The sequence below is a fragment of the Shewanella glacialimarina genome (genome assembly GCF_020511155.1).
GTDB classification, from domain to species: domain Bacteria; phylum Pseudomonadota; class Gammaproteobacteria; order Enterobacterales; family Shewanellaceae; genus Shewanella; species Shewanella glacialimarina.
In genome coordinates this window covers 4,279,341-4,305,016 of sequence record NZ_CP041216.1, presented here as the reverse complement: position 1 = coordinate 4,305,016, position 25,676 = coordinate 4,279,341, and the positions used below count along the sequence as shown (strand labels likewise).

The 25,676-nt window shown below is 43.3% G+C and carries 23 protein-coding genes and 3 tRNA genes; 25 read left to right on the top strand and 1 reads right to left on the bottom strand.

Annotated elements, in window-relative coordinates:
• The first annotated feature begins 342 nt into the window (after positions 1-342).
• Positions 343-1,359, top strand: coding sequence for a UDP-N-acetylmuramate dehydrogenase (gene murB, locus FJ709_RS18885; protein WP_226412015.1), 1,017 nt, complete (start codon positions 343-345; stop codon positions 1,357-1,359).
• Entirely contained in the window at positions 1,356-2,315 is a 960-nt protein-coding gene (gene birA / locus FJ709_RS18880) for a bifunctional biotin--[acetyl-CoA-carboxylase] ligase/biotin operon repressor BirA (protein ID WP_226412013.1), read from the top strand. The genes murB and birA overlap by 4 nt, the downstream gene beginning before the upstream one ends.
• Positions 2,316-2,336: 21 nt before the next feature.
• Here birA and coaA read toward each other — a convergent pair whose 3' ends face one another.
• Positions 2,337-3,281, bottom strand: coding sequence for a type I pantothenate kinase (gene coaA, locus FJ709_RS18875; RefSeq protein ID WP_226416055.1), 945 nt, complete (start codon positions 3,279-3,281; stop codon positions 2,337-2,339).
• A gap of 226 nt (positions 3,282-3,507) precedes the next feature.
• Here coaA and FJ709_RS18870 point away from each other — a divergent pair.
• The 23 genes from FJ709_RS18870 to rplV all read left to right on the top strand — a co-directional run bounded on the left by FJ709_RS18870 (position 3,508) and on the right by rplV (position 25,664).
• Positions 3,508-3,583: transfer RNA gene (locus FJ709_RS18870), tRNA-Thr, on the top strand.
• 7 nt (positions 3,584-3,590) lie between these two features.
• A tRNA-Tyr gene (locus FJ709_RS18865) sits at positions 3,591-3,675 on the top strand.
• 34 nt (positions 3,676-3,709) lie between these two features.
• A tRNA-Gly gene (locus tag FJ709_RS18860) sits at positions 3,710-3,783 on the top strand.
• 195 nt (positions 3,784-3,978) lie between these two features.
• Positions 3,979-5,163 carry an elongation factor Tu gene (tuf, locus tag FJ709_RS18855; protein WP_226411993.1) on the top strand — a complete coding sequence of 395 codons (1,185 nt, stop codon included), beginning with the start codon at positions 3,979-3,981 and terminating at the stop codon, positions 5,161-5,163.
• Between the two features lie 258 nt (positions 5,164-5,421).
• Complete coding sequence (secE, locus tag FJ709_RS18850) at positions 5,422-5,793, top strand: preprotein translocase subunit SecE (protein ID WP_226412011.1); 372 nt, start codon at positions 5,422-5,424, stop codon at positions 5,791-5,793.
• Positions 5,794-5,803: 10 nt separating this feature from the next.
• Complete coding sequence (gene nusG / locus FJ709_RS18845) at positions 5,804-6,355, top strand: transcription termination/antitermination protein NusG (RefSeq protein WP_226412009.1); 552 nt, start codon at positions 5,804-5,806, stop codon at positions 6,353-6,355.
• A gap of 129 nt (positions 6,356-6,484) precedes the next feature.
• Positions 6,485-6,913 (top strand): 50S ribosomal protein L11, encoded by a 429-nt coding sequence (gene rplK, locus FJ709_RS18840; protein ID WP_182771917.1) that lies wholly within the window; start codon positions 6,485-6,487, stop codon positions 6,911-6,913.
• A gap of 4 nt (positions 6,914-6,917) precedes the next feature.
• Positions 6,918-7,619: a 50S ribosomal protein L1 gene (rplA, locus tag FJ709_RS18835; protein WP_226412007.1), complete on the top strand. Its 702-nt coding sequence runs from the start codon at positions 6,918-6,920 to the stop codon at positions 7,617-7,619.
• Between the two features lie 287 nt (positions 7,620-7,906).
• Complete coding sequence (rplJ, locus tag FJ709_RS18830; RefSeq protein ID WP_226412005.1) at positions 7,907-8,407, top strand: 50S ribosomal protein L10; 501 nt, start codon at positions 7,907-7,909, stop codon at positions 8,405-8,407.
• 54 nt (positions 8,408-8,461) lie between these two features.
• Positions 8,462-8,827, top strand: a complete 366-nt coding sequence (rplL, locus tag FJ709_RS18825; protein WP_226412003.1) for a 50S ribosomal protein L7/L12 — start codon at positions 8,462-8,464, stop codon at positions 8,825-8,827.
• Between the two features lie 240 nt (positions 8,828-9,067).
• Complete coding sequence (gene rpoB / locus FJ709_RS18820; RefSeq protein WP_226412001.1) at positions 9,068-13,099, top strand: DNA-directed RNA polymerase subunit beta; 4,032 nt, start codon at positions 9,068-9,070, stop codon at positions 13,097-13,099.
• An 82-nt stretch (positions 13,100-13,181) separates the two neighbouring features.
• On the top strand, positions 13,182-17,402 hold the full coding sequence (gene rpoC, locus FJ709_RS18815) for a DNA-directed RNA polymerase subunit beta' (protein WP_226411999.1): 4,221 nt from the start codon (positions 13,182-13,184) through the stop codon (positions 17,400-17,402).
• Positions 17,403-17,582: 180 nt separating this feature from the next.
• Positions 17,583-17,957, top strand: coding sequence for a 30S ribosomal protein S12 (gene rpsL, locus FJ709_RS18810; protein WP_025823559.1), 375 nt, complete (start codon positions 17,583-17,585; stop codon positions 17,955-17,957).
• Between the two features lie 82 nt (positions 17,958-18,039).
• The gene (gene rpsG, locus FJ709_RS18805) at positions 18,040-18,510 is read left to right on the top strand and encodes a 30S ribosomal protein S7 (protein ID WP_226411997.1); all 471 of its coding nucleotides are present in this window, start codon (positions 18,040-18,042) and stop codon (positions 18,508-18,510) included.
• A gap of 81 nt (positions 18,511-18,591) precedes the next feature.
• Positions 18,592-20,688, top strand: a complete 2,097-nt coding sequence (gene fusA, locus FJ709_RS18800) for an elongation factor G (RefSeq protein WP_226411995.1) — start codon at positions 18,592-18,594, stop codon at positions 20,686-20,688.
• Positions 20,689-20,757: 69 nt separating this feature from the next.
• Positions 20,758-21,942, top strand: a complete 1,185-nt coding sequence (gene tuf / locus FJ709_RS18795) for an elongation factor Tu (protein ID WP_226411993.1) — start codon at positions 20,758-20,760, stop codon at positions 21,940-21,942.
• 340 nt (positions 21,943-22,282) lie between these two features.
• Complete coding sequence (gene rpsJ, locus FJ709_RS18790) at positions 22,283-22,594, top strand: 30S ribosomal protein S10 (RefSeq protein ID WP_011635639.1); 312 nt, start codon at positions 22,283-22,285, stop codon at positions 22,592-22,594.
• 27 nt (positions 22,595-22,621) lie between these two features.
• The gene (rplC, locus tag FJ709_RS18785; protein WP_226411991.1) at positions 22,622-23,260 is read left to right on the top strand and encodes a 50S ribosomal protein L3; all 639 of its coding nucleotides are present in this window, start codon (positions 22,622-22,624) and stop codon (positions 23,258-23,260) included.
• A gap of 17 nt (positions 23,261-23,277) precedes the next feature.
• On the top strand, positions 23,278-23,883 hold the full coding sequence (rplD, locus tag FJ709_RS18780) for a 50S ribosomal protein L4 (protein ID WP_226411989.1): 606 nt from the start codon (positions 23,278-23,280) through the stop codon (positions 23,881-23,883).
• Complete coding sequence (gene rplW, locus FJ709_RS18775; RefSeq protein WP_226411987.1) at positions 23,880-24,182, top strand: 50S ribosomal protein L23; 303 nt, start codon at positions 23,880-23,882, stop codon at positions 24,180-24,182. The genes rplD and rplW overlap by 4 nt, the downstream gene beginning before the upstream one ends.
• Before the next feature lie 16 nt (positions 24,183-24,198).
• Entirely contained in the window at positions 24,199-25,023 is an 825-nt protein-coding gene (rplB, locus tag FJ709_RS18770) for a 50S ribosomal protein L2 (RefSeq protein ID WP_226411985.1), read from the top strand.
• A 14-nt stretch (positions 25,024-25,037) separates the two neighbouring features.
• Positions 25,038-25,316, top strand: coding sequence for a 30S ribosomal protein S19 (rpsS, locus tag FJ709_RS18765; RefSeq protein WP_006083596.1), 279 nt, complete (start codon positions 25,038-25,040; stop codon positions 25,314-25,316).
• Between the two features lie 15 nt (positions 25,317-25,331).
• Positions 25,332-25,664, top strand: coding sequence for a 50S ribosomal protein L22 (gene rplV, locus FJ709_RS18760; RefSeq protein ID WP_160056441.1), 333 nt, complete (start codon positions 25,332-25,334; stop codon positions 25,662-25,664).
• The last annotated feature ends 12 nt before the right edge of the window (positions 25,665-25,676 follow it).

Below are 25,676 nucleotides of genomic sequence, written 5' to 3'. Positions count from 1 at the left end.
TTCAGCCATCACCTTTTAATGGGGCGCGGCGAGCAAGGGGGCGGGATAATACCACTCTAGTAATAAATAGCCCAGCTTAAGCGATAAAGTCGATCGTTGAGCACTCATCTTACGGGGTAAAATAAATATAAAATTACGACAATACACATGTTTACTGGGTAGTTGAACGACTCCTACAAAATTGTGTTAAGCGAGTCTCATGGTAATGTATATCTGGGTTTTACGTTTAAAATTAATAAAATTAACAATAAAGCATTTGTTCGTTGTGCTAAGTATTTTGGTTTTTTTGATTTGCACGATACCTGTTACAATAAATCATCTTGTATTTACCATGTTACCTATATGTCAGTATCTCTACTTAAACACAATACCCTTGGACTAGAACAGTCTTGTGATGAACTACTTGTCGTAGATTCTAAAGCGTCTCTTATCGAGACTTGTCTATCCTTATATCACTCAGATAAAGCGTTAATGATACTCGGTGGTGGCAGCAATGTTGTTTTCACAGAAGACTTTGCTGGATCTGTGGTTAAAATTGCAACTAAAGGGATTGCTGTAGAACAAGAAGGGGATGAGGTACTGCTTACTGTTGAAGCTGGTGAGAGTTGGCATGAGCTGGTGGCGTATTGCGTAGAACATAATTTCTACGGTATTGAAAACTTAGCGTTAATACCTGGAACTGTTGGTGCTGCACCGATCCAAAATATCGGTGCTTACGGGGTGGAATTTAGTCAGGTTTGCCATTCTGTCGAGTTCCTCGATCTTGATTCATCACAATTGTTTGAAATTAGTGCTGAAAATTGTCAATTTGATTACAGAGAGTCTATTTTCAAACAACAACTTAAACACAAAGCTGTCATTACAGCGGTCAAAATTAAGTTAACTAAAGTTTGGGATCCGCAGTTAGATTACTCTCCGTTAAGCTCGTTAGACTCTGCGAACGTTAGCCCGAAACAGCTCTTTGACTTGGTTTGTCAAATAAGACAGTCAAAATTACCAGATCCAGCAGTATTAGGAAATGTAGGCAGTTTTTTTAAAAACCCAATTATTAACACTGATAAATTTGAAACTTTAAAAGATAAATTTCCACAAATAATCGGCTACAACTTAGAAAATGGTCTAGTAAAACTAGCCGCAGGCTGGTTAATCGAAAATGCTGGGCTTAAAGGGTTTTCTATCGGCGGTGCATCGGTTCATCAACTGCAAGCACTAGTGCTCGTCAACTCTGCGAATGCAACGGGGAATGACATCTGTCAACTCGCGTTACATGTTATCGATGTTATTGAGCAGCGATTTGAAATATCCCTAGAAACTGAACCTAGAATGATGGCGCAATTTGGAGAGGTCGTTTTATCATGAATGAACATTGGTCGCGTAAACGTTCAATACTGTCCTTATTAAGTGCAGATTATTTTATTTCAGGGGAAAAAATAGCCAGCCAAATTGGATTGACTCGAATGGCGGTTAATCAGCATATTGACTCATTATCAGAGTATGGTGTCGAGATTTTTACTGTCAAAGGCAAAGGTTATAAGCTAGCCAATCAAATTGCGTTAGTTGATGAGAATCGATTGATTAACCAGATAGACAACAGATGCTTTTATTTTGATGAAATAAATAGCACTAATAGCTTTTTGTTAAGCCACCATGAAGACCTTAAGTCTGGCGATATCTGTATTGCTGAATATCAATCCGCCGGCCGAGGCAGGCGTGGTAGACAGTGGCAGTCTCCCTACGGTAACCACCTTTATGCATCCCTATTTTGGCGCTTTGACAGTGATGCAACCAAAGCTATGGGATTAAGTCTCGTTATAGCCTGCTCAATTGTCAAAGCGTTAACTGAGATGGGAGTGACTGGTCTTGGGCTTAAATGGCCTAATGATATTTATTTAGAGGGTAAAAAGCTGGCAGGTATTTTAATTGAAGTGGCTCAAACCAATACACAACAAACTGAATTGGTGATTGGCTTTGGTATTAATATGAGTATGTCGGTTGTACAAGGCGAGCTAATCGACCAGCCATGGAGTGATTTAACTAGCCAAAACGAATTACCTGATAAAACCATGCTATTAGCAAAACTACATCAACATTTAAAAAGTGATATCCAACTTTTTGACAAGCAGGGTTTGAAACCATTTGTTGATTTTTGGCAGCAGTATGACTTATTTACTGATAAGCCAGTCAAGTTGCTGATGGCACCCAATGAGGTTGAAGGAATCTATAAGGGAATAGACCAGCAAGGAGGGGTTTTAATAGACACTAATGAAGGCCTAAAAATGTTTATTGGCGGTGAAATAAGTTTAAGACGCGCCTAATTAGCGCGTGTGAACTAAAGGCTACTTTCTCAGTAAAACATTATCCATTAAATGGTTTTCACCTTTTTTGAGGATCAAATTTGCACGTTCTCGGGTCGGTTGAATGTTAAGGTTTAAATTTGGGCCATTAATCGTGTCCCAAATGTTAGCTGAAATACCATTAGCCTCACTATCAGACAATGCTGCGTAGTGATGAAAAAAAGATAATGGGTCGCTAAATGCTCCTTTTCGAAATTGTAAAAATCGCTGCTGATACCATTCTTTTAATAAATGCTCTTCTGCATCAACATATATTGAAAAGTCGACAAAGTCAGATACAAAGGGTCGTCTTATATCAATGGGGGAATCTAAACCAGTTTGTAAAACATTTAACCCTTCAAGTATAATAATATCCGGTTGTTCTATCACTTGATGCTGATCATGACATCTATCATAGGTCACATGGGAATATAAAGGTGCTAAAACACGCGGCTCACCAGTTTTCACCGCGGATATGAAGTCAACTAACATTTTCATGTCATAACTTTCAGGAAAGCCTTTACGCTGGAGTAATCCCTTGCGCTTTAAATCAGCGAGAGGGTAGAGGAAACCATCGGTTGTGACTAAATCAACTTTTGGATGTTCTGGCCAGCGTTGTAATAAGGTTTGCAGGATACGCGCAGTGGTACTTTTCCCAACCGCAACACTACCAGCTATACTGATAATATAGGGTGATCGCGAAGTGCTTTGTTCTAAAAACTTATCCACTATCATTCCGCGTTGCTGCTTTGCTCCTACAATAAGGTTCAGTAGGCGGCTTAGTGGTAAATAAATATCGGTTACTTCATCTAATGATAACTTTTCATTCATGCCTCTTAAGCTTTCAAGTTCTTCTTGGCTTAATGTTAAGGGAACAGAATTGCGCAACTCCGACCATTTATGGCGTTCGAAGGAGAGGTACAGCGCTTGTTGAATGCAGTTTTTCATTAATAAACCAACTTTATACTGGGTCTGGCACATTACACGATCCGTAATACTGGAACAATACTTTAAGATTCAATTATCTGACCGAATAAAAATAATGGTTAAAATTTGGCTATATTTACCTCGTCCCGAATAAAAAAACGACAATTGAGACTTTATTTAGCTTTTTTATAATTTTTCTATTGCACTTAGCGTCACATTTACCTAATATCCGTTCCCGAAATGATGCGCCGGCATAGCTCAGTTGGTAGAGCAACTGACTTGTAATCAGTAGGTCCCGAGTTCGACTCTTGGTGCCGGCACCATTTTTCTGGAGGGGTTCCCGAGTGGCCAAAGGGATCAGACTGTAAATCTGACGGCTCAGCCTTCGAAGGTTCGAATCCTTCTCCCTCCACCATTTTTTAGGTAGTTAGGTAGCCTATGTAGGTTGCGCGGATGTCGTATAATGGTATTACTCCAGCCTTCCAAGCTGATAACGCGGGTTCGATTCCCGCCATCCGCTCCAATTGTTCGCTGATACAGCTCAATTAATTGAGCAGACCTTTTGTCAGGGTTAGTCGGTCTTACAACCATGCTTATCAGCAACATCCTACAAAAAATAATCGCCTGACTAAAAAACGATTCGATGTCATATTTATATGCATCGGATTTTTATTATGTGTGTGTTTTCATCACCAAACTATTGGATTGAGGCTATACCATGGCAAAAGCTAAATTTGAACGTAAGAAGCCCCACGTAAACGTAGGCACCATCGGTCACGTTGACCATGGTAAAACAACTTTAACTGCAGCTATTTCTGCTGTGTTAGCTAAGACTTATGGTGGTGAAGTTAAAAACTTCGCTCAAATCGATAACGCTCCAGAAGAGCGTGAGCGCGGTATTACAATTAATACTTCTCACATCGAATATGACACACCAGTTCGTCACTACGCACACGTAGACTGTCCAGGTCACGCGGATTATGTTAAAAACATGATCACTGGTGCTGCACAGATGGACGGCGCAATCTTAGTAGTAGCTGCTACAGACGGCCCAATGCCACAGACTCGTGAGCACATCCTGCTTTCACGTCAGGTTGGCGTACCTTTCATCATCGTATTCATGAACAAATGTGACATGGTAGATGACGAAGAATTACTAGAATTAGTAGAGATGGAAGTTCGTGAACTTCTTTCAGAATACGACTTCCCAGGCGATGACTTACCAGTTATCCAAGGTTCTGCGCTTAAGGCACTAGAAGGCCAGCCGGAATGGGAAGCTAAAATTCTTGAACTAGCTGAAGCTTTAGATACTTATATTCCAGAGCCAGAGCGTGACATCGATAAGCCATTCCTACTACCAATCGAAGACGTATTCTCGATTTCAGGTCGTGGTACAGTGGTAACTGGTCGTGTTGAGCGTGGTATTGTACGCGTATCAGACGAAGTTGAAATTGTAGGTGTTAAAGACACTACTAAAACAACTTGTACTGGTGTAGAAATGTTCCGTAAGCTACTTGACGAAGGTCGTGCTGGCGAGAACTGTGGTGTGTTATTACGTGGTACTAAGCGTGATGACGTAGAACGTGGCCAAGTACTAGCTAAGCCTGGTTCAATCAACCCACACACTACTTTCGAATCAGAAGTATACGTGTTATCAAAAGAAGAAGGCGGACGTCACACTCCATTCTTCAAAGGATACCGTCCACAGTTCTACTTCCGTACAACGGACGTAACTGGTACTATTGAATTGCCGGAAGGTGTAGAAATGGTAATGCCTGGTGACAACATCAAGATGGTTGTTACTTTGATTTACCCAATCGCGATGGACGACGGTTTACGTTTCGCTATCCGTGAAGGTGGCCGTACAGTTGGTGCTGGTGTTGTAGCTAAAATTATTGCTTAATTGCGAATTTAGTTAACACTGAAAAAGGAAGCTTAGGCTTCCTTTTTTGTTTTGGCTGCCTGCGTTAAGATAAAATGCAAGTTTTTTACTGATTTATTCGCATAAGACCACCAGTCATGTTGCGAATAGAGCTGAATCAGAATACAATCTATGACCGATTTTTGACCCTGTGCTGTGATAGTTTCTGGGGTAACTCGGGAATGTAGTGGCAGTTCACTGTTGCTAAGCTCAGGTCGTATTGAGTAACGGAATTAACAGATGACAACAAGTACTGAAAGCCAGGGTAATTCTCTGGATATCGTGAAGTGGAGCGTGGCTGTATTGCTAGTTTTAGCAGCAGTTATAGCTAACCAATTTTTTGCAGAAGCCAGTGTAGTGGCCCGTGTTGCTGGTGTAATTGTCACTTTTGCAATTGCTGGCTTCATAGCATTTCAAACCGTTAAAGGTAAGCAAGCACTTTCATTTGCTCGCGAAGCACATATTGAAGTGCGTAAAGTGATCTGGCCAACTCGCCAAGAAGCTCTTACCACAACGTTTATTGTTCTTGCTGCAACAGGTGTTGTTGCATTGATCCTTTGGGGATTAGACGCAATCTTATTGCGAGTTGTGAATTTAATTACAGGCGTATAGGCATTTAAACATGACTGAAGCTACAGAAGCGAAGAAAAGATGGTATGTTATTCAAGCCTTTTCAGGTTATGAAGGTCGTGTACTTAAAACACTACTTGAACATATCAAAATGCACAGTATGGAAGATTACTTCGGCGAGATTTTAGTGCCAACAGAAGAAGTCGTTGAAATGCGTGCAGGTCAACGTCGTAAAAGTGAGCGTAAATTCTTTCCGGGCTATGTGTTAGTCCAAATGGAAATGAATGATGATAGTTGGCACTTAGTAAAGAGCATTCCTCGTGTAATGGGCTTTATTGGTGGAACATCAGATCGTCCTGCGCCGATTTCAGAGAAAGAAGCTAATAACATATTACAGCGTTTACAAGACACTGTTACTTCGCCGACACACCGTGTTATTTATGAGCCAGGTGAAGTGGTTCGTGTGTGTGACGGACCATTTGCTGACTTTAACGGAACTATCGAAGAAGTCGATTATGAGAAGAATCGCGTTAAAGTTTCTGTGATGATTTTTGGTCGCTCAACACCTGTTGAACTTGATTTTCATCAAGTTGAAAAAAGCTGATTAAAATAACCACAAAATATTGATTGTTTGCGGGTGTGGATTTTTGTATAATTCGCACCCGTTGTTTCAGGGGGAGCAAATTGGCATGTCGCCAAGATGCGTTTGAACCCAAATAGAGGAAATGTCGACATGGCAAAGAAGATTGAAGCTTATATTAAGCTACAAGTAGCAGCCGGTGCTGCAAACCCGTCTCCACCAGTTGGTCCTGCTTTAGGTCAAAAAGGTGTGAACATCATGGAATTCTGTAAAGCATTCAACGCTCGTACTGAAAAGTTCGAAAAAGGTATGCCAATTCCTGTTGTTATCACTGTATACAGTGACCGTTCTTTCACTTTTGAAACTAAGACTCCACCTGCATCTTTCCTACTGCTTAAAGCAGCAGGTTTGAAATCAGGTTCAGGCCGTCCTAATACACAGAAAGTAGGAACTATCAAGCGTAGCGCTGTTCAGGAAATTGCTGAATCTAAAGCGGCTGATATGACTGGTGCTGATATTGAAGCGATGACTCGCTCAATTGAAGGTACTGCACGTTCAATGGGTTTGGTAGTAGAGGACTAATATAATGGCAAAGCTAAGTAAACGCGCTCGCGTAATTCGCGAAAAAGTTGATGGTACTAAGCAGTATGACATCAACGAAGCAGTAGCACTTTTAAAAGAATTAGCAACAGCTAAATTCGTAGAAAGTGTTGACGTAGCTGTTAACCTTGGTATCGATCCTCGTAAATCAGATCAAAACGTGCGTGGTGCTACTGTACTTCCACACGGTACTGGTCGTGACGTTCGTGTTGCTGTATTCACTCAAGGTGCAAACGCTGAAGCGGCTAAAGCTGCGGGTGCTGAACTTGTGGGTATGGACGACCTAGCGGCTCAAATTAAAGCTGGCGAAATGAACTTTGACGTTGTTATCGCATCACCAGACGCAATGCGCGTTGTTGGTATGTTAGGTCAAATCTTAGGCCCACGTGGTTTAATGCCTAACCCTAAAACTGGTACTGTAACGCCTAACGTTGCAGAAGCAGTGAAGAATGCTAAAGCTGGTCAAGTTCGTTACCGCAACGACAAGAACGGTATTATCCACACTACTATCGGTAAAGTGGATTTCACGACTGAACAGTTAAAAGAAAACTTAGAAGCGTTAGTGTCAGCACTGAAAAAGGCTAAGCCTGCAGTTGCTAAAGGCATTTACGTGAAAAAAGTCAGCATCTCTACCACTATGGGTGCAGGTGTTGCAGTTGACCAAGCTAGCTTGGAAGACATTAAGTAATTTTACAATTAGCGCACATTAGTCTATAATGCGCGCAAATTGTGGGTTGAAGCTCCTTTTGCTTGATATTAACTTAATACGTTAAGGTATTTCGGGTACAAAGCGAGTTTCCGTCCAAGACCGCAGGTGTTTATCGTAAGATTTACTTAATTTCCTGCGTAGACGGTGTCAGGCCCCAGCTAAATTTTTTTACTGGAAAATCTGCACCGTAAGTAGCCATCTACATATTGTATTTGGTTTGGTAAATACTAGGGATTTCCCTAGGTAGAATCCAGGAGTAAAGCCTAATGGCATTAAGACTCGAAGACAAAAAGGCAATTGTTGCTGAAGTCAACGAAGCTGCCAAAGGTGCACTTTCTGCAGTTGTCGCCGATTCACGCGGTGTAACTGTAAGTGCCATGACCGTTCTGCGTAAAGCAGCTCGTGCTAATGGTGTTTATGTACGCGTAGTACGTAACACTTTAGCTAAGCGTGCTGTTGAAGGTACTTCATTTGAATGCCTTGCAGAAACGTTTACTGGCCCAACTTTAATCGCTTTCTCTCTAGAGCACCCAGGTGCTGCAGCGCGTCTTTTAAAAGATTTCGCTAAAGAGCAAGCAAAGTTTGAAGTTAAAGGTGCAGCTTTCGAAGGGATGTTTATCCCTGCAGCTGATATTGATCGTTTAGCGAAACTACCAACATACGACGAAGCACTAGCTCAGTTAATGATGACTATGAAAGAAGCATCTGCTGGCAAGTTCGTACGTACATTGGCCGCCCTTCGCGATCAAAAACAAGAAGCCGCTTAATTATAAGTTGGCCGCTTAATAAAATTGAATTCAGAACAATAGGAAATATTTCTAATGTCTATCACTAAAGACCAAATCTTAGAAGCTTTCGCAGCAATGTCTGTAATGGAAGTTGTTGAACTAATCGAAGCAATGGAAGAAAAATTCGGCGTTTCTGCTGCAGCTGCAGTAGTTTCTGGTGGCGGCGATGCTGCTGTTGCTGAAGAGCAAACAGAATTCGACGTAATTCTTACTTCACACGGCGAAAACAAAGTTGCTGTTATTAAAGCACTACGTAGCGCTACAGGTCTAGGCCTGAAAGAAGCTAAGACTATGTCTGAATCTTCACCGATTGCTGTTAAAGAAGCTATCTCTAAAGAAGAAGCTGCTGCACTTAAAGCTGAATTAGAAGCTGCTGGCGCATCTGTTGAAGTTAAGTAAGTTTTAATTAACTTACTCACCCAAGCAATTGGGTGAAGGCTGGCGGTTTTTTAACCGTCGGCCTTTTTTGCGCTTTATGCGCAGGCGATTTTTTATTCACCGTTTATCGCCAGTTTTAGCAGTTCCTAGCAGAGATTACTGGTTAGGTTCTTGCGACAACGGTGACGGGCAAACGCGCTGATTTATATTAAAAAATTAATATATTTCAGTCTTGGTCACATTAGTAAGTAGAGGAAACCCATGGTTTACTCCTATTCTGAAAAGAAGCGTATTCGCAAAGATTTTGGTAAGCGTCCAAAGGTTTTGGACATCCCTTATCTATTGTCTATCCAGTTAGACTCTTTTAAGAAGTTCACCGATCAAGATCCTACGGGTGAACGCGGTTTTGAAGCGGCATTTCGTAGCGTTTTTCCTATCAAGAGCTTTTCTGGTTATTCTGAGCTGCAATATGTCAGCTACAAACTAGGCGAGCCAGTTTTTGATGTGAAAGAATGTCAGATCCGTGGTGTCACTTATTCAGCTCCACTACGCGTTAAATTACGCATGGTGTTGTTTGATCGTGAAGCTGCAGCTGGCACAGTAAAAGATATCAAAGAACAAGAAGTCTACATGGGTGATATCCCATTGATGACTGATAACGGTACGTTCGTTATCAACGGTACTGAGCGTGTTATTGTGTCTCAGTTACACCGTAGTCCTGGCGTATTCTTTGATCATGACCGTGGTAAAACCCACTCTTCCGGTAAAGTGCTTTATAACGCACGTATTATTCCTTACCGTGGTTCATGGCTTGACTTTGAATTCGATCCTAAAGACGCATTATTCGTCCGTATTGACCGTCGTCGTAAATTACCTGCGACTATCATGCTACGTGCGTTAGATTTTTCTACTCAAGACATCCTAGACTTATTCTTTGAGCGTATTCAGTTCAAGATTAAGAAAGATTCTTTAGTGATGTCATTAGTTCCTGATCGCTTACGCGGTGAGACAGCTAGCTATGACATTAAAGATGCTGAAGGCAGTCTGTTAGTTGAAGCTGGCCGTCGTATTACTGCGCGCCATATTAAGCAACTTGAAAAAACCAACACCACTGAGCTTGAAGTGCCAGTGGATTATATTGTTGGTAAGTATGCTGCACAAGATTATATCGATGAAGATACTGGTGAAGTATTAGTGACAGCAAACAGCGAAATCTCTTTAGAAGATTTAGCTAATTTGTCATTAGCCGGCATTAAAGAAATTGATACGTTATTTATCAATGATCTTGATCATGGTGCTTATATCGCAGATACACTGCGCATAGATTCAACAACTAACCGCTTAGAAGCGCTAGTTGAAATCTACCGTATGATGCGTCCTGGCGAGCCACCAACCAAAGATGCTGCTGAAGGTTTATTCCAAAACCTATTCTTCAGTGAAGAACGTTATGACTTATCAAAAGTAGGTCGTATGAAGTTTAACCGTCGTCTTGAGATTGCTGAAGATGAAGGTTCAGGCGTTCTATCGAAAGAAGACATCGTTTGTGTTATGAAGAAAATCATCGAAATCCGTAACGGTTACGATGAAGTCGACGATATTGACCACTTAGGTAACCGTCGTATTCGTAGCGTAGGTGAGATGGCTGAAAACCAATTCCGTGTTGGTCTAGTCCGTGTTGAGCGTGCGGTTCGTGAACGTCTATCTTTAGGCGATTTAAACGAATTAATGCCGCAAGACTTAATTAACGCTAAGCCAATTTCTGCGGCAGTGAAAGAGTTTTTCGGTTCTTCACAGTTGTCACAGTTTATGGACCAAAACAATCCATTGTCAGAGGTGACGCATAAACGTCGTATTTCTGCCCTTGGTCCTGGTGGTTTGACCCGTGAACGCGCAGGCTTTGAAGTCCGTGACGTACATCCAACTCACTATGGTCGTTTATGTCCAATTGAGACCCCTGAGGGGCCAAACATTGGTCTAATCAACTCGCTAGCCAGTTTTGCTCGTACAAACTCGTACGGCTTCCTAGAAACGCCATACCGTAAAGTGGTAGAGGGTGTGATTACTGATGAGGTTGAATACTTATCAGCAATCGAAGAAGGTCGTTACGTTATTGCACAGGCTAACATCGAAGTTGATGCTGCTGGCCGTATGGTTGAAGACCAAATTGCATGTCGTCATAAAGGTGAATCTACCTTTATGCGTGCTGCTGACGTTCAGTACATGGACGTTTCGCCACAACAGATTATTTCTGTTGCAGCGTCATTAATTCCGTTCTTAGAACACGATGATGCTAACCGTGCATTGATGGGTGCAAACATGCAACGTCAAGCCGTTCCTACACTGCGTGCTGATAAGCCGTTAGTAGGTACCGGTATTGAACGTACTCTTGCTGTTGACTCTGGTGTTGTGGTTGTGGCTAAGCGTGGCGGTGTGGTTGACTATGTTGATGCTAGCCGTATCGTTGTTAAAGTAAATGAAGACGAGCTCCGCGCAGGCGAAGCGGGTATCGACATTTATAACCTAACAAAATATACCCGTTCAAACCAAAATACCTGTATTAACCAACGTCCTTGTTGTTTTGCTGGTGATCCAGTGGTTCGTGGTGATGTGTTAGCTGATGGTCCTTCTACGGATCTTGGCGAATTGGCCCTAGGTCAAAACATGCGCATCGCGTTCATGCCTTGGAATGGTTATAACTTCGAAGATTCGATCTTAATTTCTGAGCGCGTTGCGCAAGAAGATCGTTTCACTACTATCCATATCCAAGAGCTTTCTTGTATTGCTCGTGATACTAAATTGGGTAGCGAAGAAATCACAGCTGATATTCCAAACGTAGGCGAGTCTGCTTTATCTAAATTAGATGAATCTGGTATCGTTTATATTGGTGCAGAAGTGAAGGGCGGCGATATTCTTGTGGGTAAAGTGACACCTAAGGGTGAAACACAATTAACTCCAGAAGAGAAACTACTCCGAGCTATTTTTGGTGAGAAAGCTTCAGATGTTAAGGACAGCTCACTACGTGTTCCTAACTCAGTGAAAGGCACCATCATCGACGTCCAGGTATTTACCCGTGACGGCGTTGAAAAAGACAAGCGTGCTCTTGAAATCGAAGACATGCATGTTCGCCAAGCTCGTAAAGACTTAGGCGAAGAGTTCAAGATCCTTGAAGACGGTGTATTAGGCCGTGCGCGTAACTTGTTATTGGCTGCCGGTTTCTCTGAAGCTAAGTTAGCTGAGTTACCACGTAAAGACTTGCTAATCCAAGTGATTGACGATGAAGCAAAACAGACTGAACTTGAACAGTTAGCTGAACAGCACGAAGAGCTGCGCGCTGACTTTGATAAGAAGTTTGAAACTAAGCGTCGTAAGATCACTCAAGGTGATGATTTAGCACCTGGCGTACTTAAAATTGTTAAGGTTTACTTAGCGGTTAAGCGTACTATCCAGCCTGGTGATAAAATGGCTGGTCGTCATGGTAACAAAGGTGTTATCTCGAAGATTTGTCCAGTCGAAGATATGCCATATGATGAAGAAGGTAATCCAGTAGACATCGTACTTAACCCATTGGGCGTACCATCGCGTATGAACATCGGTCAGGTATTAGAAGTCCACATGGGTGCTGCTGCGAAAGGCATTGGTAATAAGATTACCGCTATGCTTGAAGAGCAACGTGAAATTGCCGTACTTCGTGATTACATCAAACAAGTTTATGAGTTAGGCGATGACGTGTTACAGCGCGTTGATATCGACTCGTTTACTGATGATGAAGTTGTGCGTTTGGCGACTCACCTTAAAGGTGGTATCCCAATAGCAACACCCGCTTTCGATGGTGCTAAAGAGAAAGAGATCAAGCAGATGCTTGCTCTTGCAGGCTTACCTGAGTCTGGTCAGTTAACATTATGTGACGGCCGTACCGGTAACGAGTTTGAGCGTAAAGTAACCGTTGGTTATATGTATATGCTTAAACTGAACCACTTAGTTGATGACAAGATGCACGCCCGTTCAACCGGTTCGTACAGCTTAGTGACTCAACAACCATTGGGCGGTAAAGCTCAATTCGGTGGTCAACGTTTCGGTGAGATGGAAGTGTGGGCACTTGAAGCATACGGTGCAGCATATACTCTGCAGGAAATGCTAACGGTTAAGTCAGATGACGTTAACGGTCGTACTCAGATGTATAAAAACATCGTCGACGGTAACCATCAGATGCAGCCAGGCATGCCTGAATCTTTCAACGTATTGTTGAAAGAAATTCGTTCACTCGGTATTAATATCGAGCTGGATCAAGGGTAAGCATCGCACTTAAGCAATGTTTGGTAACCAAGGGTGCTTTGCATCAGCAAAGCACCTGGTTTAACTCCTTCAGGAGAGAAACGTGAAAGACTTATTAAAGTTTCTTAAACAGCAAAGCAAGACTGAAGAATTTAGCGGAATTAAAATTGGATTGGCTTCGCCTGATCTAATCCGCTCTTGGTCATTTGGTGAAGTTAAAAAACCAGAAACGATTAACTACCGTACATTCAAACCTGAACGTGAAGGTTTGTTCTGTGCGCGTATCTTTGGTCCGGTTAAAGATTACGAATGTTTGTGTGGTAAATACAAGCGTTTGAAGCATCGTGGTGTCATTTGTGAAAAGTGTGGCGTAGAAGTTACCCAGACTAAAGTGCGTCGTGAGCGCATGGGTCACATTGAACTGGCTAGCCCAGTTGCCCACATTTGGTTCTTAAAATCATTACCGTCTCGTATCGGCTTAATGCTAGATATGACGTTACGTGATATTGAGCGTGTTCTATACTTTGAATCATTTGTAGTGATCGAGCCTGGCATGACCACGCTTGAGCGCGGCCAAATGCTGACTGAAGAAACGTATTTAGATGCGTTAGAAGAGTACGGCGATGAGTTCGAAGCTAAGATGGGTGCTGAGGCAGTTTTAGAATTGCTACGTGCTATCGATCTTGAGCAACAAATCGAGCAAATGCGCGAAGAATTACCATCAATCAATTCAGAAACTCGTCGCAAAAAAGTGACTAAGCGTTTGAAATTGATGGAAGCATTCTTCACATCTGGTAACAAACCAGAGTGGATGATCTTAAAAGTATTACCGGTTCTTCCACCTGATCTACGTCCATTAGTGCCGTTAGATGGTGGTCGTTTCGCGACATCTGATCTTAACGATCTATACCGTCGTGTGATTAACCGTAACAACCGTTTGAAGCGTCTGTTAGATTTAGCTGCGCCTGACATTATCGTACGTAACGAAAAACGTATGTTGCAAGAGTCAGTTGATGCGCTATTAGATAACGGTCGTCGCGGTCGTGCTATTACCGGTTCTAACAAACGTCCTTTAAAATCTTTGGCTGATATGATCAAAGGTAAGCAAGGTCGTTTCCGTCAAAACTTACTAGGTAAGCGTGTTGACTATTCAGGCCGTTCGGTAATTACCGTAGGTCCTACTTTACGTTTGCACCAGTGTGGTCTTCCTAAGAAGATGGCACTTGAGCTATTCAAACCATTCATCTATGGCAAGTTAGAAGGTCGTGGTTTAGCAACGACTATTAAAGCTGCTAAGAAAATGGTTGAGCGTGAACAGGCTGAAGTATGGGATGTATTAGACGAAGTGATTCGTGAACATCCAGTCATGCTTAACCGTGCACCAACACTTCACAGACTCGGTATTCAAGCCTTTGAACCTGTTCTGATTGAAGGTAAAGCGATTCAATTACATCCGTTAGTTTGTGCGGCGTATAACGCTGACTTCGACGGTGACCAAATGGCGGTACACGTACCATTAACGCTTGAAGCTCAATTAGAAGCTCGTGCGCTAATGATGTCTACCAACAACATTCTGTCACCTGCTAACGGTGAGCCAGTAATTACGCCGTCTCAAGACGTTGTATTAGGTTTGTACTACACTAGCCGCGAATGCATTAATGGCCGCGGTGAAGGTATGGCATTCGCTGATGTGTCAGAAGTAGAGAAAGCATATGCTACTGGTGCTGCAGAGATACATGCACGCGTTAAAGTACGTATAACTGAAACTACTATTGCTGAAGATGGTGAAAGAACTAAAGCGACTCGTATCGTTGATACCACAGTCGGCCGTGCACTTTTATCGTTAATTCTGCCAGAAGGCTTATCATATGATTTGGTTAACCAAAACATGGGTAAGAAGCAGATTTCTAAATTGTTGAACACTTGTTATCGTCAACTAGGTCTTAAAGATACTGTTATCTTTGCTGACCAGTTAATGTATACCGGTTTCCGTTTTGCAACCATCTCTGGTGCCTCTGTAGGTATCGATGACATGGTTATTCCTGACGAGAAATATACCTTAGTTGCAGACGCTGAAGCTGAAGTGCTTGAAATTCAAGAGCAGTTCCAGTCTGGTCTTGTGACTGCGGGTGAACGTTACAACAAAGTTATCGATATCTGGGCATCTGCCAACGAAAAAGTATCGAAAGCTATGATGGAAAACCTGTCAATTGAGACAGTGATTAACCGTGATGGCGTGCCAGAGCAACAAGCTTCGTTCAACAGCATCTATATGATGGCTGACTCGGGCGCTCGTGGTAGTGCTGCACAGATCCGTCAGCTAGCGGGTATGCGTGGTTTGATGGCTAAGCCTGATGGCTCAATTATCGAAACCCCAATTACGGCTAACTTCCGTGAAGGCCTAAACGTACTTCAGTACTTTATTTCTACTCACGGTGCGCGTAAAGGTCTTGCCGATACCGCATTGAAAACAGCTAACTCGGGTTATCTAACTCGTCGTCTTGTTGACGTTGCACAAGATTTAGTGGTTATTGAAGATGATTGTGGTGTTGAACACGGTTTAACAATGAAGCCGCTTATTGAAGGTGGTGATGTTGTTGAGCCATTACGTGAACGCGTATTGGGCCGTGTTGTCGCAATTGATGTGATGAAGCCAGGTACTGAAGAAGTATTAGCGCCTCGTAACACACTATTAGATGAAGCATGGTGTGACACATTAGAAGAGCACAGCATCGATGAAGTTATCGTACGCTCTGTAATTACATGTGATACTGACTTTGGTGTTTGTGCGGCATGTTACGGTCGTGATCTGGCTCGTGGCCATATCATTAACCACGGTGAAGCCATTGGTGTTGTTGCAGCACAGTCAATTGGTGAACCAGGTACACAGTTAACAATGCGTACGTTCCACATTGGTGGTGCGGCATCTCGAGCTTCTGCTGAAAACAACGTTCAAGTTAAGAACTCGGGTTCTCTGAAGTTACACAATGCTAAGCATGTTTCTAACATTGACGGCAAGCTTGTAATTGTTTCTCGTTCTTCTGAGCTAGCAATCATCGATGAGCTTGGTCGTGAGAAAGAACGTTACAAAGTGCCTTACGGTACAGTTTTAGAAAAACTGGAAGATACTGAAGTGTCAGCTGGCGATATAATTGCTAACTGGGATCCACATACGCATCCAATTATTTCTGAAGTTGCCGGTACAGTTAAGTTCGTTGATATGATCGACGGCGTAACCATGACACGTCAAACAGATGAGTTAACAGGTCTTTCTTCTGTTGTTGTACTTGACGTTGGCGCACGTACTTCGGCGGGTAAAGAAATGCGCCCAGCAATCCGCTTAGTGGATGCTAATGGTAATGACTTAATGATCCCTGGTACTGAAGTACCAGCTCAATACTTCTTACCGGGTAATGCGATCGTAGCAAAAGATGATAACGCGAAAATTAACGTTGGTGACGCATTAGCACGTATTCCGCAGGAATCGTCTAAAACACGCGACATCACCGGTGGTCTTCCACGTGTTGCTGATTTATTCGAAGCGCGTAAGCCAAAAGAGCCTGCAATTCTTGCAGAAATCTCTGGTACGATTTCGTTCGGTAAGGAAACTAAGGGTAAACGTCGTCTAGTGATCACTCCTGCAGATGGCAGTGAACATTATGAAGAAATGATCCCTAAGTGGCGTAACTTGAACGTGTTCGAAGGTGAAAAAGTCGAACGTGGTGAAGTTATTGCTGACGGCCCTGAAGCGGCACACGACATCTTACGTCTTCGTGGTATACATCATGTAGCAAACTACATCGTTAACGAAGTACAGGACGTTTATCGCCTCCAGGGTGTGAAGATCAACGATAAGCATATCGAAGTGATCATTCGTCAGATGCTACGTAAGTGTATTATCACATCTTCAGGCGACACTGATTTCTTAGAAGGTGAGCAAGCTGAAGTGGCTCGCGTTAAGATCGCTAACCGCGAACTCGAAGCGCAAGGCAAGATGCCGGCATTGTTTGAGCGTGATTTATTAGGTATTACCAAAGCTTCTTTGGCTACCGAATCATTCATCTCTGCAGCATCGTTCCAAGAAACGACTCGTGTTCTAACTGAAGCAGCCGTCGGTGGCAAGAGCGATCCATTACGTGGTCTGAAAGAAAACGTAATCGTAGGTCGTTTGATCCCAGCGGGTACTGGTTATGCTTATCACAAGACTCGTAACGAAGAACGTGCTAAAGCAGCCGCTTCTGGTGGCAAGGTTGAAGCACCAAAAGTGACCGCAAGCGAAGCTGAACAGAACTTAGCAGACTTACTTAATTTGGCAGGAAGCTAAAATTAAGTTGCGAAAATGTTAAAAAAGGCGCCTTTGGCGCCTTTTTTATTCGAATTTCGATCAAAAGTTGGCTATTTCTTGACAGATTGGCATTACCTTTCTAAAATTCCGCGTCCCACCATTGTGGGATATAGATTTTTCACACCTAATTGTTGAGTAATTCAACTGTCGGAGCTATACATGGCAACTGTAAACCAGTTGGTACGTAAGCCACGTGCGCCAAAAGTCGAAAAGACTAATGTGCCTGCGTTGAATGCGTGCCCACAAAAACGTGGTGTTTGTACTCGTGTGTACACTACAACACCAAAAAAACCTAACTCTGCCCTACGTAAAGTAGCTCGTGTGCGTCTTACTAACGGTTTCGAAGTAACTTCGTACATCGGTGGTGAAGGCCATAACTTGCAAGAGCATAGTGTAATCCTAATCCGTGGTGGTCGTGTTAAAGACTTACCTGGTGTGCGTTACCACACTGTTCGTGGCGCATTAGATTGTGCAGGCGTGACTACACGTCGCCAAGGCCGTTCTAAATACGGTGCTAAGCGTCCTAAGTCTTAACGTATCCCGTTAGAAGTAAGGCCAAGCTAGTATTATTTAACATTCCAGTTTTGGAAATACCTGAAGCATACGGAGAATTAATATGCCAAGACGTCGCGTTGTAGGACAACGTAAAATCCTACCAGATCCAAAGTTTCACAGTGAGTTGTTGGCTAAGTTCATCAACGTCATTATGCAAGACGGCAAAAAGTCGACTGCAGAAAAAATTATCTACAAGGCGTTAGATGTTGTCGCTGAAAAGAAAAGCGAAGATCATTTATCAATCCTTGAAGCAGCTCTTGATAACGTACGTCCATCAGTCGAAGTTAAATCTCGTCGCGTTGGTGGTTCTACTTATCAAGTACCATGTGAAGTTCGTCCAGTGCGTCGTAACGCACTAGCGATGCGCTGGTTAGTTGAAGCTGCTCGCAAACGTGGTGAAAAATCTATGGCTCTACGTCTAGCAGGTGAAATGCTAGATGCGTCTGAAAACAAAGGTACTGCGGTTAAGAAACGTGAAGACGTTCACCGCATGGCAGAAGCTAACAAAGCGTTTGCTCATTACCGTTGGTAATATAATGGAGCGGGCATTAGCCCGCTCCATATTGTTGATATTGTCTAAAGCAAATTTTGCTTTAGTTGAGAGGGTATAATCGTGGCTCGTACAACCCCAATTGAGCGTTACCGAAATATCGGCATCGTCGCTCATGTGGACGCAGGTAAAACTACCACAACTGAACGTGTTTTGTTCTATACCGGTCTGTCTCATAAAATTGGTGAGGTGCATGACGGCGCCGCCACAACGGACTGGATGGTACAAGAGCAAGAGCGTGGTATTACAATTACCTCGGCTGCTGTTACCACTTTCTGGCGTGGTATGGATGCTCAGTTCACTGAACACCGTATTAATATCATCGATACCCCAGGTCACGTTGATTTCACTATTGAAGTTGAGCGTTCATTACGTGTGTTAGATGGTGCAGTTGTTGTCTTCTGTGGCTCATCAGGCGTTGAACCTCAATCAGAAACCGTATGGCGTCAAGCTGACAAATATCGCGTTCCGCGCATTGTATTTGTTAACAAGATGGATCGTACAGGTGCTGACTTTGACCGTGTTATCAAACAAATCCGTAATCGTCTTGGAGCCACTTGTGTACCTATTCAAATGAATATTGGTACAGAAGAGGATTTTAAAGGGGTTATTGATTTGATTAAGATGAAAGCCATCAATTGGTCTGAAGAAGACCAAGGGATGACATTCACTTATGAAGAAATTCCAGCACATCTTGTTGCTAAGGCGGCAGATATGCGTGAGTACCTTATGGAAGCCGCTGCTGAAGCCTCTGATGAACTGATGGATAAATACTTGGAAACAGGTGAGCTATCAGAAATTGAGATTAAGCATGCATTGCGTCAGCGCACTATCAATAATGAAATTGTCTTAGCAACCTGCGGTTCGGCATTTAAGAACAAAGGTGTTCAGGCAGTATTGGATGCGGTGGTCGATTTCTTGCCTGCGCCAGTTGATGTACCTGCAATTAAAGGTATTGATGAAGACGAGCAAGAAGTAGAACGTCCATCTGATGATAATGCCCCTTTTGCGGCATTAGCTTTTAAGATAGCAACTGATCCATTTGTTGGAACACTTACCTTTATCCGCGTATATTCCGGTGTACTTCAATCAGGTGCAGCCGTTTACAATTCTGTTAAACAGAAACGTGAACGAATTGGTCGTATGGTGCAAATGCACGCAAATGATCGCTCTGAGTTAAAAGAAGTGCGCGCTGGTGATATAGCTGCGGCAATTGGTTTAAAAGATGTCACAACCGGTGATACTCTTTGCGATATAGATCATAAAGTGATTCTAGAGCGCATGGAGTTCCCAGAACCAGTAATTACCATTGCTGTTGAGCCTCGTTCAAAAGCAGACCAAGATAAAATGGGCATTGCGTTGCAAAAATTAGCAGCGGAAGATCCATCATTCAAGGTCGAAACCGATGATGATTCAGCTCAAATACTGATATCTGGAATGGGTGAGCTACACTTAGACATTATCGTAGATCGTATGCGACGTGAATTTGGTGTTGAGTGTAACGTAGGTAAACCACAGGTTGCCTATCGTGAGACTATTCGTTCCAGTGTTGAAGTAGAAGGTAAGTTTATACGCCAATCCGGTGGGCGAGGTCAATTTGGTCATGTATGGCTAAGAATTGATCCCCGTGAAGAAGGTGAAGGCTATGAATTTGTCAATGAAATTGTAGGTGGTACAGTTCCTCGTGAATTTATTCCTGCCGTTGACAAAGGTATTCAAGAACAGATGAAGAACGGCGTTTTAGCTGGCTACCCTGTACTTGACGTAAAGGTCACTTTATTCGATGGTTCATATCATGATGTGGATTCGAATGAGATGGCGTTTAAGATTGCGGGTTCTATGGGCTTCAAAAAGGGTGCGCTAGAAGCTACCCCCGTGTTGCTCGAACCTTGTATGAAAGTAGAAGTGACTACACCTGAAAATTATATGGGCGACGTAGTAGGTGACTTAAACCGCCGTCGTGGCATAATTGAAGGTATGGAAGATGGCATCGCTGGTGTTAAACTTATCCAAGCCGTAGTCCCTCTATCTGAAATGTTTGGTTATGCGACTGATTTGCGTTCAGCATCTCAGGGCCGTGCTTCTTACTCTATGGAGTTCTTGAAGTACGCAGATGCACCACAAAACATTGCAAAAGCGATTATAGAATCTCGTAACTAATATTGGTTACGGCATAAATGTTATATTGCTCGAATTAAACGAGCACTTCTGAAAAGAAAGGAATATATCGTGGCAAAAGCTAAATTTGAACGTAAAAAGCCTCACGTAAACGTAGGCACCATCGGTCACGTTGACCATGGTAAAACAACTTTAACTGCAGCTATTTCTGCTGTGTTAGCTAAGACTTATGGTGGTGAAGTTAAAAACTTCGCTCAAATCGATAACGCTCCAGAAGAGCGTGAGCGCGGTATTACAATTAATACTTCTCACATCGAATATGACACACCAGTTCGTCACTACGCACACGTAGACTGTCCAGGTCACGCGGATTATGTTAAAAACATGATCACTGGTGCTGCACAGATGGACGGCGCAATCTTAGTAGTAGCTGCTACAGACGGCCCAATGCCACAGACTCGTGAGCACATCCTGCTTTCACGTCAGGTTGGCGTACCTTTCATCATCGTATTCATGAACAAATGTGACATGGTAGATGACGAAGAATTACTAGAATTAGTAGAGATGGAAGTTCGTGAACTTCTTTCAGAATACGACTTCCCAGGCGATGACTTACCAGTTATCCAAGGTTCTGCGCTTAAGGCACTAGAAGGCCAGCCGGAATGGGAAGCTAAAATTCTTGAACTAGCTGAAGCTTTAGATACTTATATTCCAGAGCCAGAGCGTGACATCGATAAGCCATTCCTACTACCAATCGAAGACGTATTCTCGATTTCAGGTCGTGGTACAGTGGTAACTGGTCGTGTTGAGCGTGGTATTGTACGCGTATCAGACGAAGTTGAAATTGTAGGTGTTAAAGACACTACTAAAACAACTTGTACTGGTGTAGAAATGTTCCGTAAGCTACTTGACGAAGGTCGTGCTGGCGAGAACTGTGGTGTGTTATTACGTGGTACTAAGCGTGATGACGTAGAACGTGGCCAAGTACTAGCTAAGCCTGGTTCAATCAACCCACACACTACTTTCGAATCAGAAGTATACGTGTTATCAAAAGAAGAAGGCGGACGTCACACTCCATTCTTCAAAGGATACCGTCCACAGTTCTACTTCCGTACAACGGACGTAACTGGTACTATTGAATTGCCGGAAGGTGTAGAAATGGTAATGCCTGGTGACAACATCAAGATGGTTGTTACTTTGATTTACCCAATCGCGATGGACGACGGTTTACGTTTCGCTATCCGTGAAGGTGGCCGTACAGTTGGTGCTGGTGTTGTAGCTAAAATTATTGCTTAATTGCGAATTTAGTTAACACTGAAAAAGGAAGCTTAGGCTTCCTTTTTTTTTGTAAAAAATTTACTAGTATTTTGACAATAATTGTGTAAAATGCTGCGCAACGAATTGTGTAGACTTATTTTAATATAACGCACAAAGGGCCTTGATCTTATAAACCAGATCTGTATAATTGCCCACTCGCTGCACTAGTGCAGTGAGCGAAAGAAGAGTCGATTAGGCTTTTCATATTCATAGCGACTCCGATTGGGAGTCGAACGGTTAAATCATCTCGCTCTGCATTTCCGATCAGGAAGTAGCAAGAGGGTGATTTTTTATGTGTCCATTTTAGGAGCTCTGGTCAATGCAGAACCAAAGAATCCGTATCCGCTTGAAAGGCTTTGATCATCGTTTAATTGATCAGTCTACAGCGGAAATCGTTGAAACTGCTAAGCGTACAGGCGCGCAGGTCCGTGGTCCTATTCCACTACCTACACGCAAAGAGCGTTATACCGTTTTGATCTCTCCGCACGTTAACAAAGATGCTCGTGATCAGTATGAAATTCGTACACACAAGCGCTTAGTTGACATCGTAGAGCCAACAGAAAAGACAGTAGACGCGCTTATGCGTTTAGATCTTGCGGCTGGTGTCGACGTTCAGATTAGCTTAGGTTAATTGAGATCCTTAGAAGAGGTTTGAGAGATGGCTATCGGTCTTATTGGTCGTAAAGTGGGTATGACTCGCATCTTCACTGAAGATGGTACGTCAATCCCAGTAACAGTTATTGAAGTAGCTGGCAACCGTGTTACTCAAGTGAAAACTTTAGAAACTGACGGCTACCGTGCACTACAGTTAACTACAGGTACCAAAAAAGCCAATCGCATCACTAAAGCAGAAGCAGGTCATTTTGCCAAGGGCGGCGTAGTTGCCGGTCGTGGTTTATGGGAAGTGCGTCTAGCAGATGGTGAAGGCGAAGGCATTGAAGTTGGTGCTGAGCTTAATGTTGATATTTTCGCAGAAGTGGCGAAAGTAGACGTTACCGGTCAATCAAAAGGTAAAGGTTTCCAAGGCGGCGTCAAGCGTTGGAACTTCCGTACCCAAGATATGACTCACGGTAACTCTTTGGCTCACCGCTCGAATGGTTCTATCGGTCAGAACCAAACGCCCGGTCGTGTATTCAAAGGCAAGAAGATGTCAGGCCATATGGGTGCTGAACAAGTAACTACTCAAAATTTACACGTTGTACGTGTTGATGCAGAGCGTAACTTGATATTAGTACGCGGCGCTGTTCCAGGCGCTACCAATGGTGACTTGATTATCAAGCCAGCAGTTAAAGCTTAAGGTCTGAGGAGATAGTAATGGAATTGGTATTGAAAGACGCGCAGAGCGCTCTTGAAGTTTCCGAAACTACCTTCGGCCGTGACTTTAACGAGGCATTGGTTCATCAGGTAGTTGTAGCTTACGCTGCAAACGCACGTCAAGGCACTCGTGCCCAAAAGACGCGCGCGGAAGTTATTGGCTCAGGCAAAAAGCCTTGGCGCCAAAAAGGCACTGGCCGTGCTCGTGCCGGTAGTGTTAAAGGCCCGATCTGGCGTGGCGGTGGCGTAACATTCGCTGCTAAAACTCAAGATCACAGCCAAAAAGTTAACAAAAAGATGTACCGTGGTGCTCTTCGTAGCATATTTTCGGAATTGGTACGTCAAGAGCGTCTAGTTGTTGTTGAATCATTTAGTGTTGAAGCTCCTAAAACTAAAGAGCTGAAAGCTAAATTAGCAGCAATGAACTTACAAGATGTTCTAATTGTTACTGCAGAAGTTGATGAGAATTTATTCTTAGCAGCTCGCAACTTATACAAAGTTGACGTACGTGACGTTGCGGGTCTAGACCCAGTAAGTCTAATTGCGTTTAACACTGTTCTTGTTACTGCTGATGCAGTGAAGCAAATTGAGGAGATGCTAGCATGATCACCGAAGAACGTTTGCTAAAAGTTATTCTTGCTCCGCACATCTCTGAAAAGAGTACTGTTGTTGCAGAGAAAAACAACACTGTAGTTTTCCGCGTAGCAATCGATGCGACTAAAGCAGAGATCAAAGCTGCAGTAGCGAAGCTATTTGAAGTTGAAGTAGATACAGTTCGCACTTTAGTTAACAAAGGTAAAACCAAACGTACTGGCGCCCGTACTGGCCGTCGCAGCGATTGGAAAAAAGCTTATGTTACTTTAGCTGCTGGTGCTGACATCGATTTCGTCGGCGGCGCTGAGTAAGCAAAGGAGAATTATCATGGCAGTTATTAAGTGTAAGCCAACCTCTCCAGGTCGTCGCCACGTAGTTAAAGTGGTGAATACGGATCTGCATAAGGGTAAACCTTTTGCTGGCCTGTTGGCGAGAAAAACTAAAAGTGGTGGCCGTAACAATACTGGCCGTATCACTGTCCGTCACATCGGTGGTGGTCACAAGCAACATTACCGTCTAATCGACTTCAAACGCGATAAAGATGGAATTCCAGGAAAAGTTGAGCGTATTGAGTACGATCCAAACCGTACTGCGCACATTGCTTTAGTATTATACGCAGATGGTGAGCGTCGTTATATTCTTGCTGCTAAAGGCATGAAATCTGGCGATCCAATCCAATCTGGTAATGATGCTGAAATCAAAACTGGTAACGCTAAACCGTTACGCAACATTCCTGTTGGTTCAGTTGTTCACGCAGTAGAAATGAAGCCTGGTAAAGGTGCTCAAATCGCTCGTTCAGCTGGTGCCTATGTACAAGTTGTTGCTCGTGATGGCGCATATGCAACTCTACGTCTTCGCTCTGGCGAAATGCGTAAAGTTCCAGTTGATTGCCGCGCGACATTTGGTGAAGTTGGAAATGCCGAACACATGCTACGCCAATTAGGTAAAGCAGGTGCTAAGCGCTGGAGAGGCGTACGCCCAACAGTGCGTGGTGTTGCAATGAACCCAGTAGACCATCCACATGGTGGTGGTGAAGGCCGTACTTCTGGTGGACGCCATCCAGTGAGTCCATGGGGTGTGCCAACTAAGGGTTACAAAACTCGTAGTAATAAGCGCACTGACAAGTACATCGTACGTCGTCGTAATAAATAGTAAGAGGATTCGCCATGCCACGTTCTCTCAAGAAAGGTCCCTTCATTGACCTGCACTTGCTGAAGAAGGTAGAGAAAGCGATGGAAGCGGGAGATAAAAAGCCAATTAAAACTTGGTCTCGCCGCTCAATGATCATCCCTAATATGATTGGGTTGACCATCGCTGTCCATAATGGTCGTCAGCACGTACCTGTGTTCGTAACTGACGAAATGATCGGCCACAAGCTTGGTGAATTTTCACCAACTCGCACTTATCGCGGCCATGCTGCAGATAAGAAAGCGAAGAAGCGTTAATACGGGAGGAATAAGATGGAAGTTTTAGCTAAACATCGTTTTGCTCGTACGTCTGCGCAGAAGGCCCGTCTAGTTGCTGATCAAATTCGCGGATTGCCTGTTTCTAAGGCACTCGAGATTTTGACATTCAGCCCCAAGAAAGCCGCCGTACTAGTTAAAAAAGTACTTGACTCAGCTATAGCAAACGCCGAACACAACGAAGGTGCGGATATTGATGAGCTTAAAGTTGGAGCCGTCTTCGTAGATGAAGGCCCAACTATGAAGCGTATCATGCCACGTGCCAAAGGTCGCGCTGATCGTATCATGAAGCGTACCAGCCACATTACTGTGGTTGTATCAGATCGCTAGGAGAAGAGAGCA

Coding starts and splice junctions, on each gene's coding strand:
- murB (WP_226412015.1), top strand. CDS start 343: ATGTCAGTATCTCTACTTAAACACAATACCCTTGGACTAGAACAGTCT.
- birA (WP_226412013.1), top strand. CDS start 1,356: ATGAATGAACATTGGTCGCGTAAACGTTCAATACTGTCCTTATTAAGT.
- coaA (WP_226416055.1), bottom strand. CDS start 3,281: ATGAAAAACTGCATTCAACAAGCGCTGTACCTCTCCTTCGAACGCCAT.
- tuf (WP_226411993.1), top strand. CDS start 3,979: ATGGCAAAAGCTAAATTTGAACGTAAGAAGCCCCACGTAAACGTAGGC.
- secE (WP_226412011.1), top strand. CDS start 5,422: ATGACAACAAGTACTGAAAGCCAGGGTAATTCTCTGGATATCGTGAAG.
- nusG (WP_226412009.1), top strand. CDS start 5,804: ATGACTGAAGCTACAGAAGCGAAGAAAAGATGGTATGTTATTCAAGCC.
- rplK (WP_182771917.1), top strand. CDS start 6,485: ATGGCAAAGAAGATTGAAGCTTATATTAAGCTACAAGTAGCAGCCGGT.
- rplA (WP_226412007.1), top strand. CDS start 6,918: ATGGCAAAGCTAAGTAAACGCGCTCGCGTAATTCGCGAAAAAGTTGAT.
- rplJ (WP_226412005.1), top strand. CDS start 7,907: ATGGCATTAAGACTCGAAGACAAAAAGGCAATTGTTGCTGAAGTCAAC.
- rplL (WP_226412003.1), top strand. CDS start 8,462: ATGTCTATCACTAAAGACCAAATCTTAGAAGCTTTCGCAGCAATGTCT.
- rpoB (WP_226412001.1), top strand. CDS start 9,068: ATGGTTTACTCCTATTCTGAAAAGAAGCGTATTCGCAAAGATTTTGGT.
- rpsL (WP_025823559.1), top strand. CDS start 17,583: ATGGCAACTGTAAACCAGTTGGTACGTAAGCCACGTGCGCCAAAAGTC.
- rpsG (WP_226411997.1), top strand. CDS start 18,040: ATGCCAAGACGTCGCGTTGTAGGACAACGTAAAATCCTACCAGATCCA.
- rpsJ (WP_011635639.1), top strand. CDS start 22,283: ATGCAGAACCAAAGAATCCGTATCCGCTTGAAAGGCTTTGATCATCGT.
- rplC (WP_226411991.1), top strand. CDS start 22,622: ATGGCTATCGGTCTTATTGGTCGTAAAGTGGGTATGACTCGCATCTTC.
- rplD (WP_226411989.1), top strand. CDS start 23,278: ATGGAATTGGTATTGAAAGACGCGCAGAGCGCTCTTGAAGTTTCCGAA.
- rplW (WP_226411987.1), top strand. CDS start 23,880: ATGATCACCGAAGAACGTTTGCTAAAAGTTATTCTTGCTCCGCACATC.
- rplB (WP_226411985.1), top strand. CDS start 24,199: ATGGCAGTTATTAAGTGTAAGCCAACCTCTCCAGGTCGTCGCCACGTA.
- rpsS (WP_006083596.1), top strand. CDS start 25,038: ATGCCACGTTCTCTCAAGAAAGGTCCCTTCATTGACCTGCACTTGCTG.
- rplV (WP_160056441.1), top strand. CDS start 25,332: ATGGAAGTTTTAGCTAAACATCGTTTTGCTCGTACGTCTGCGCAGAAG.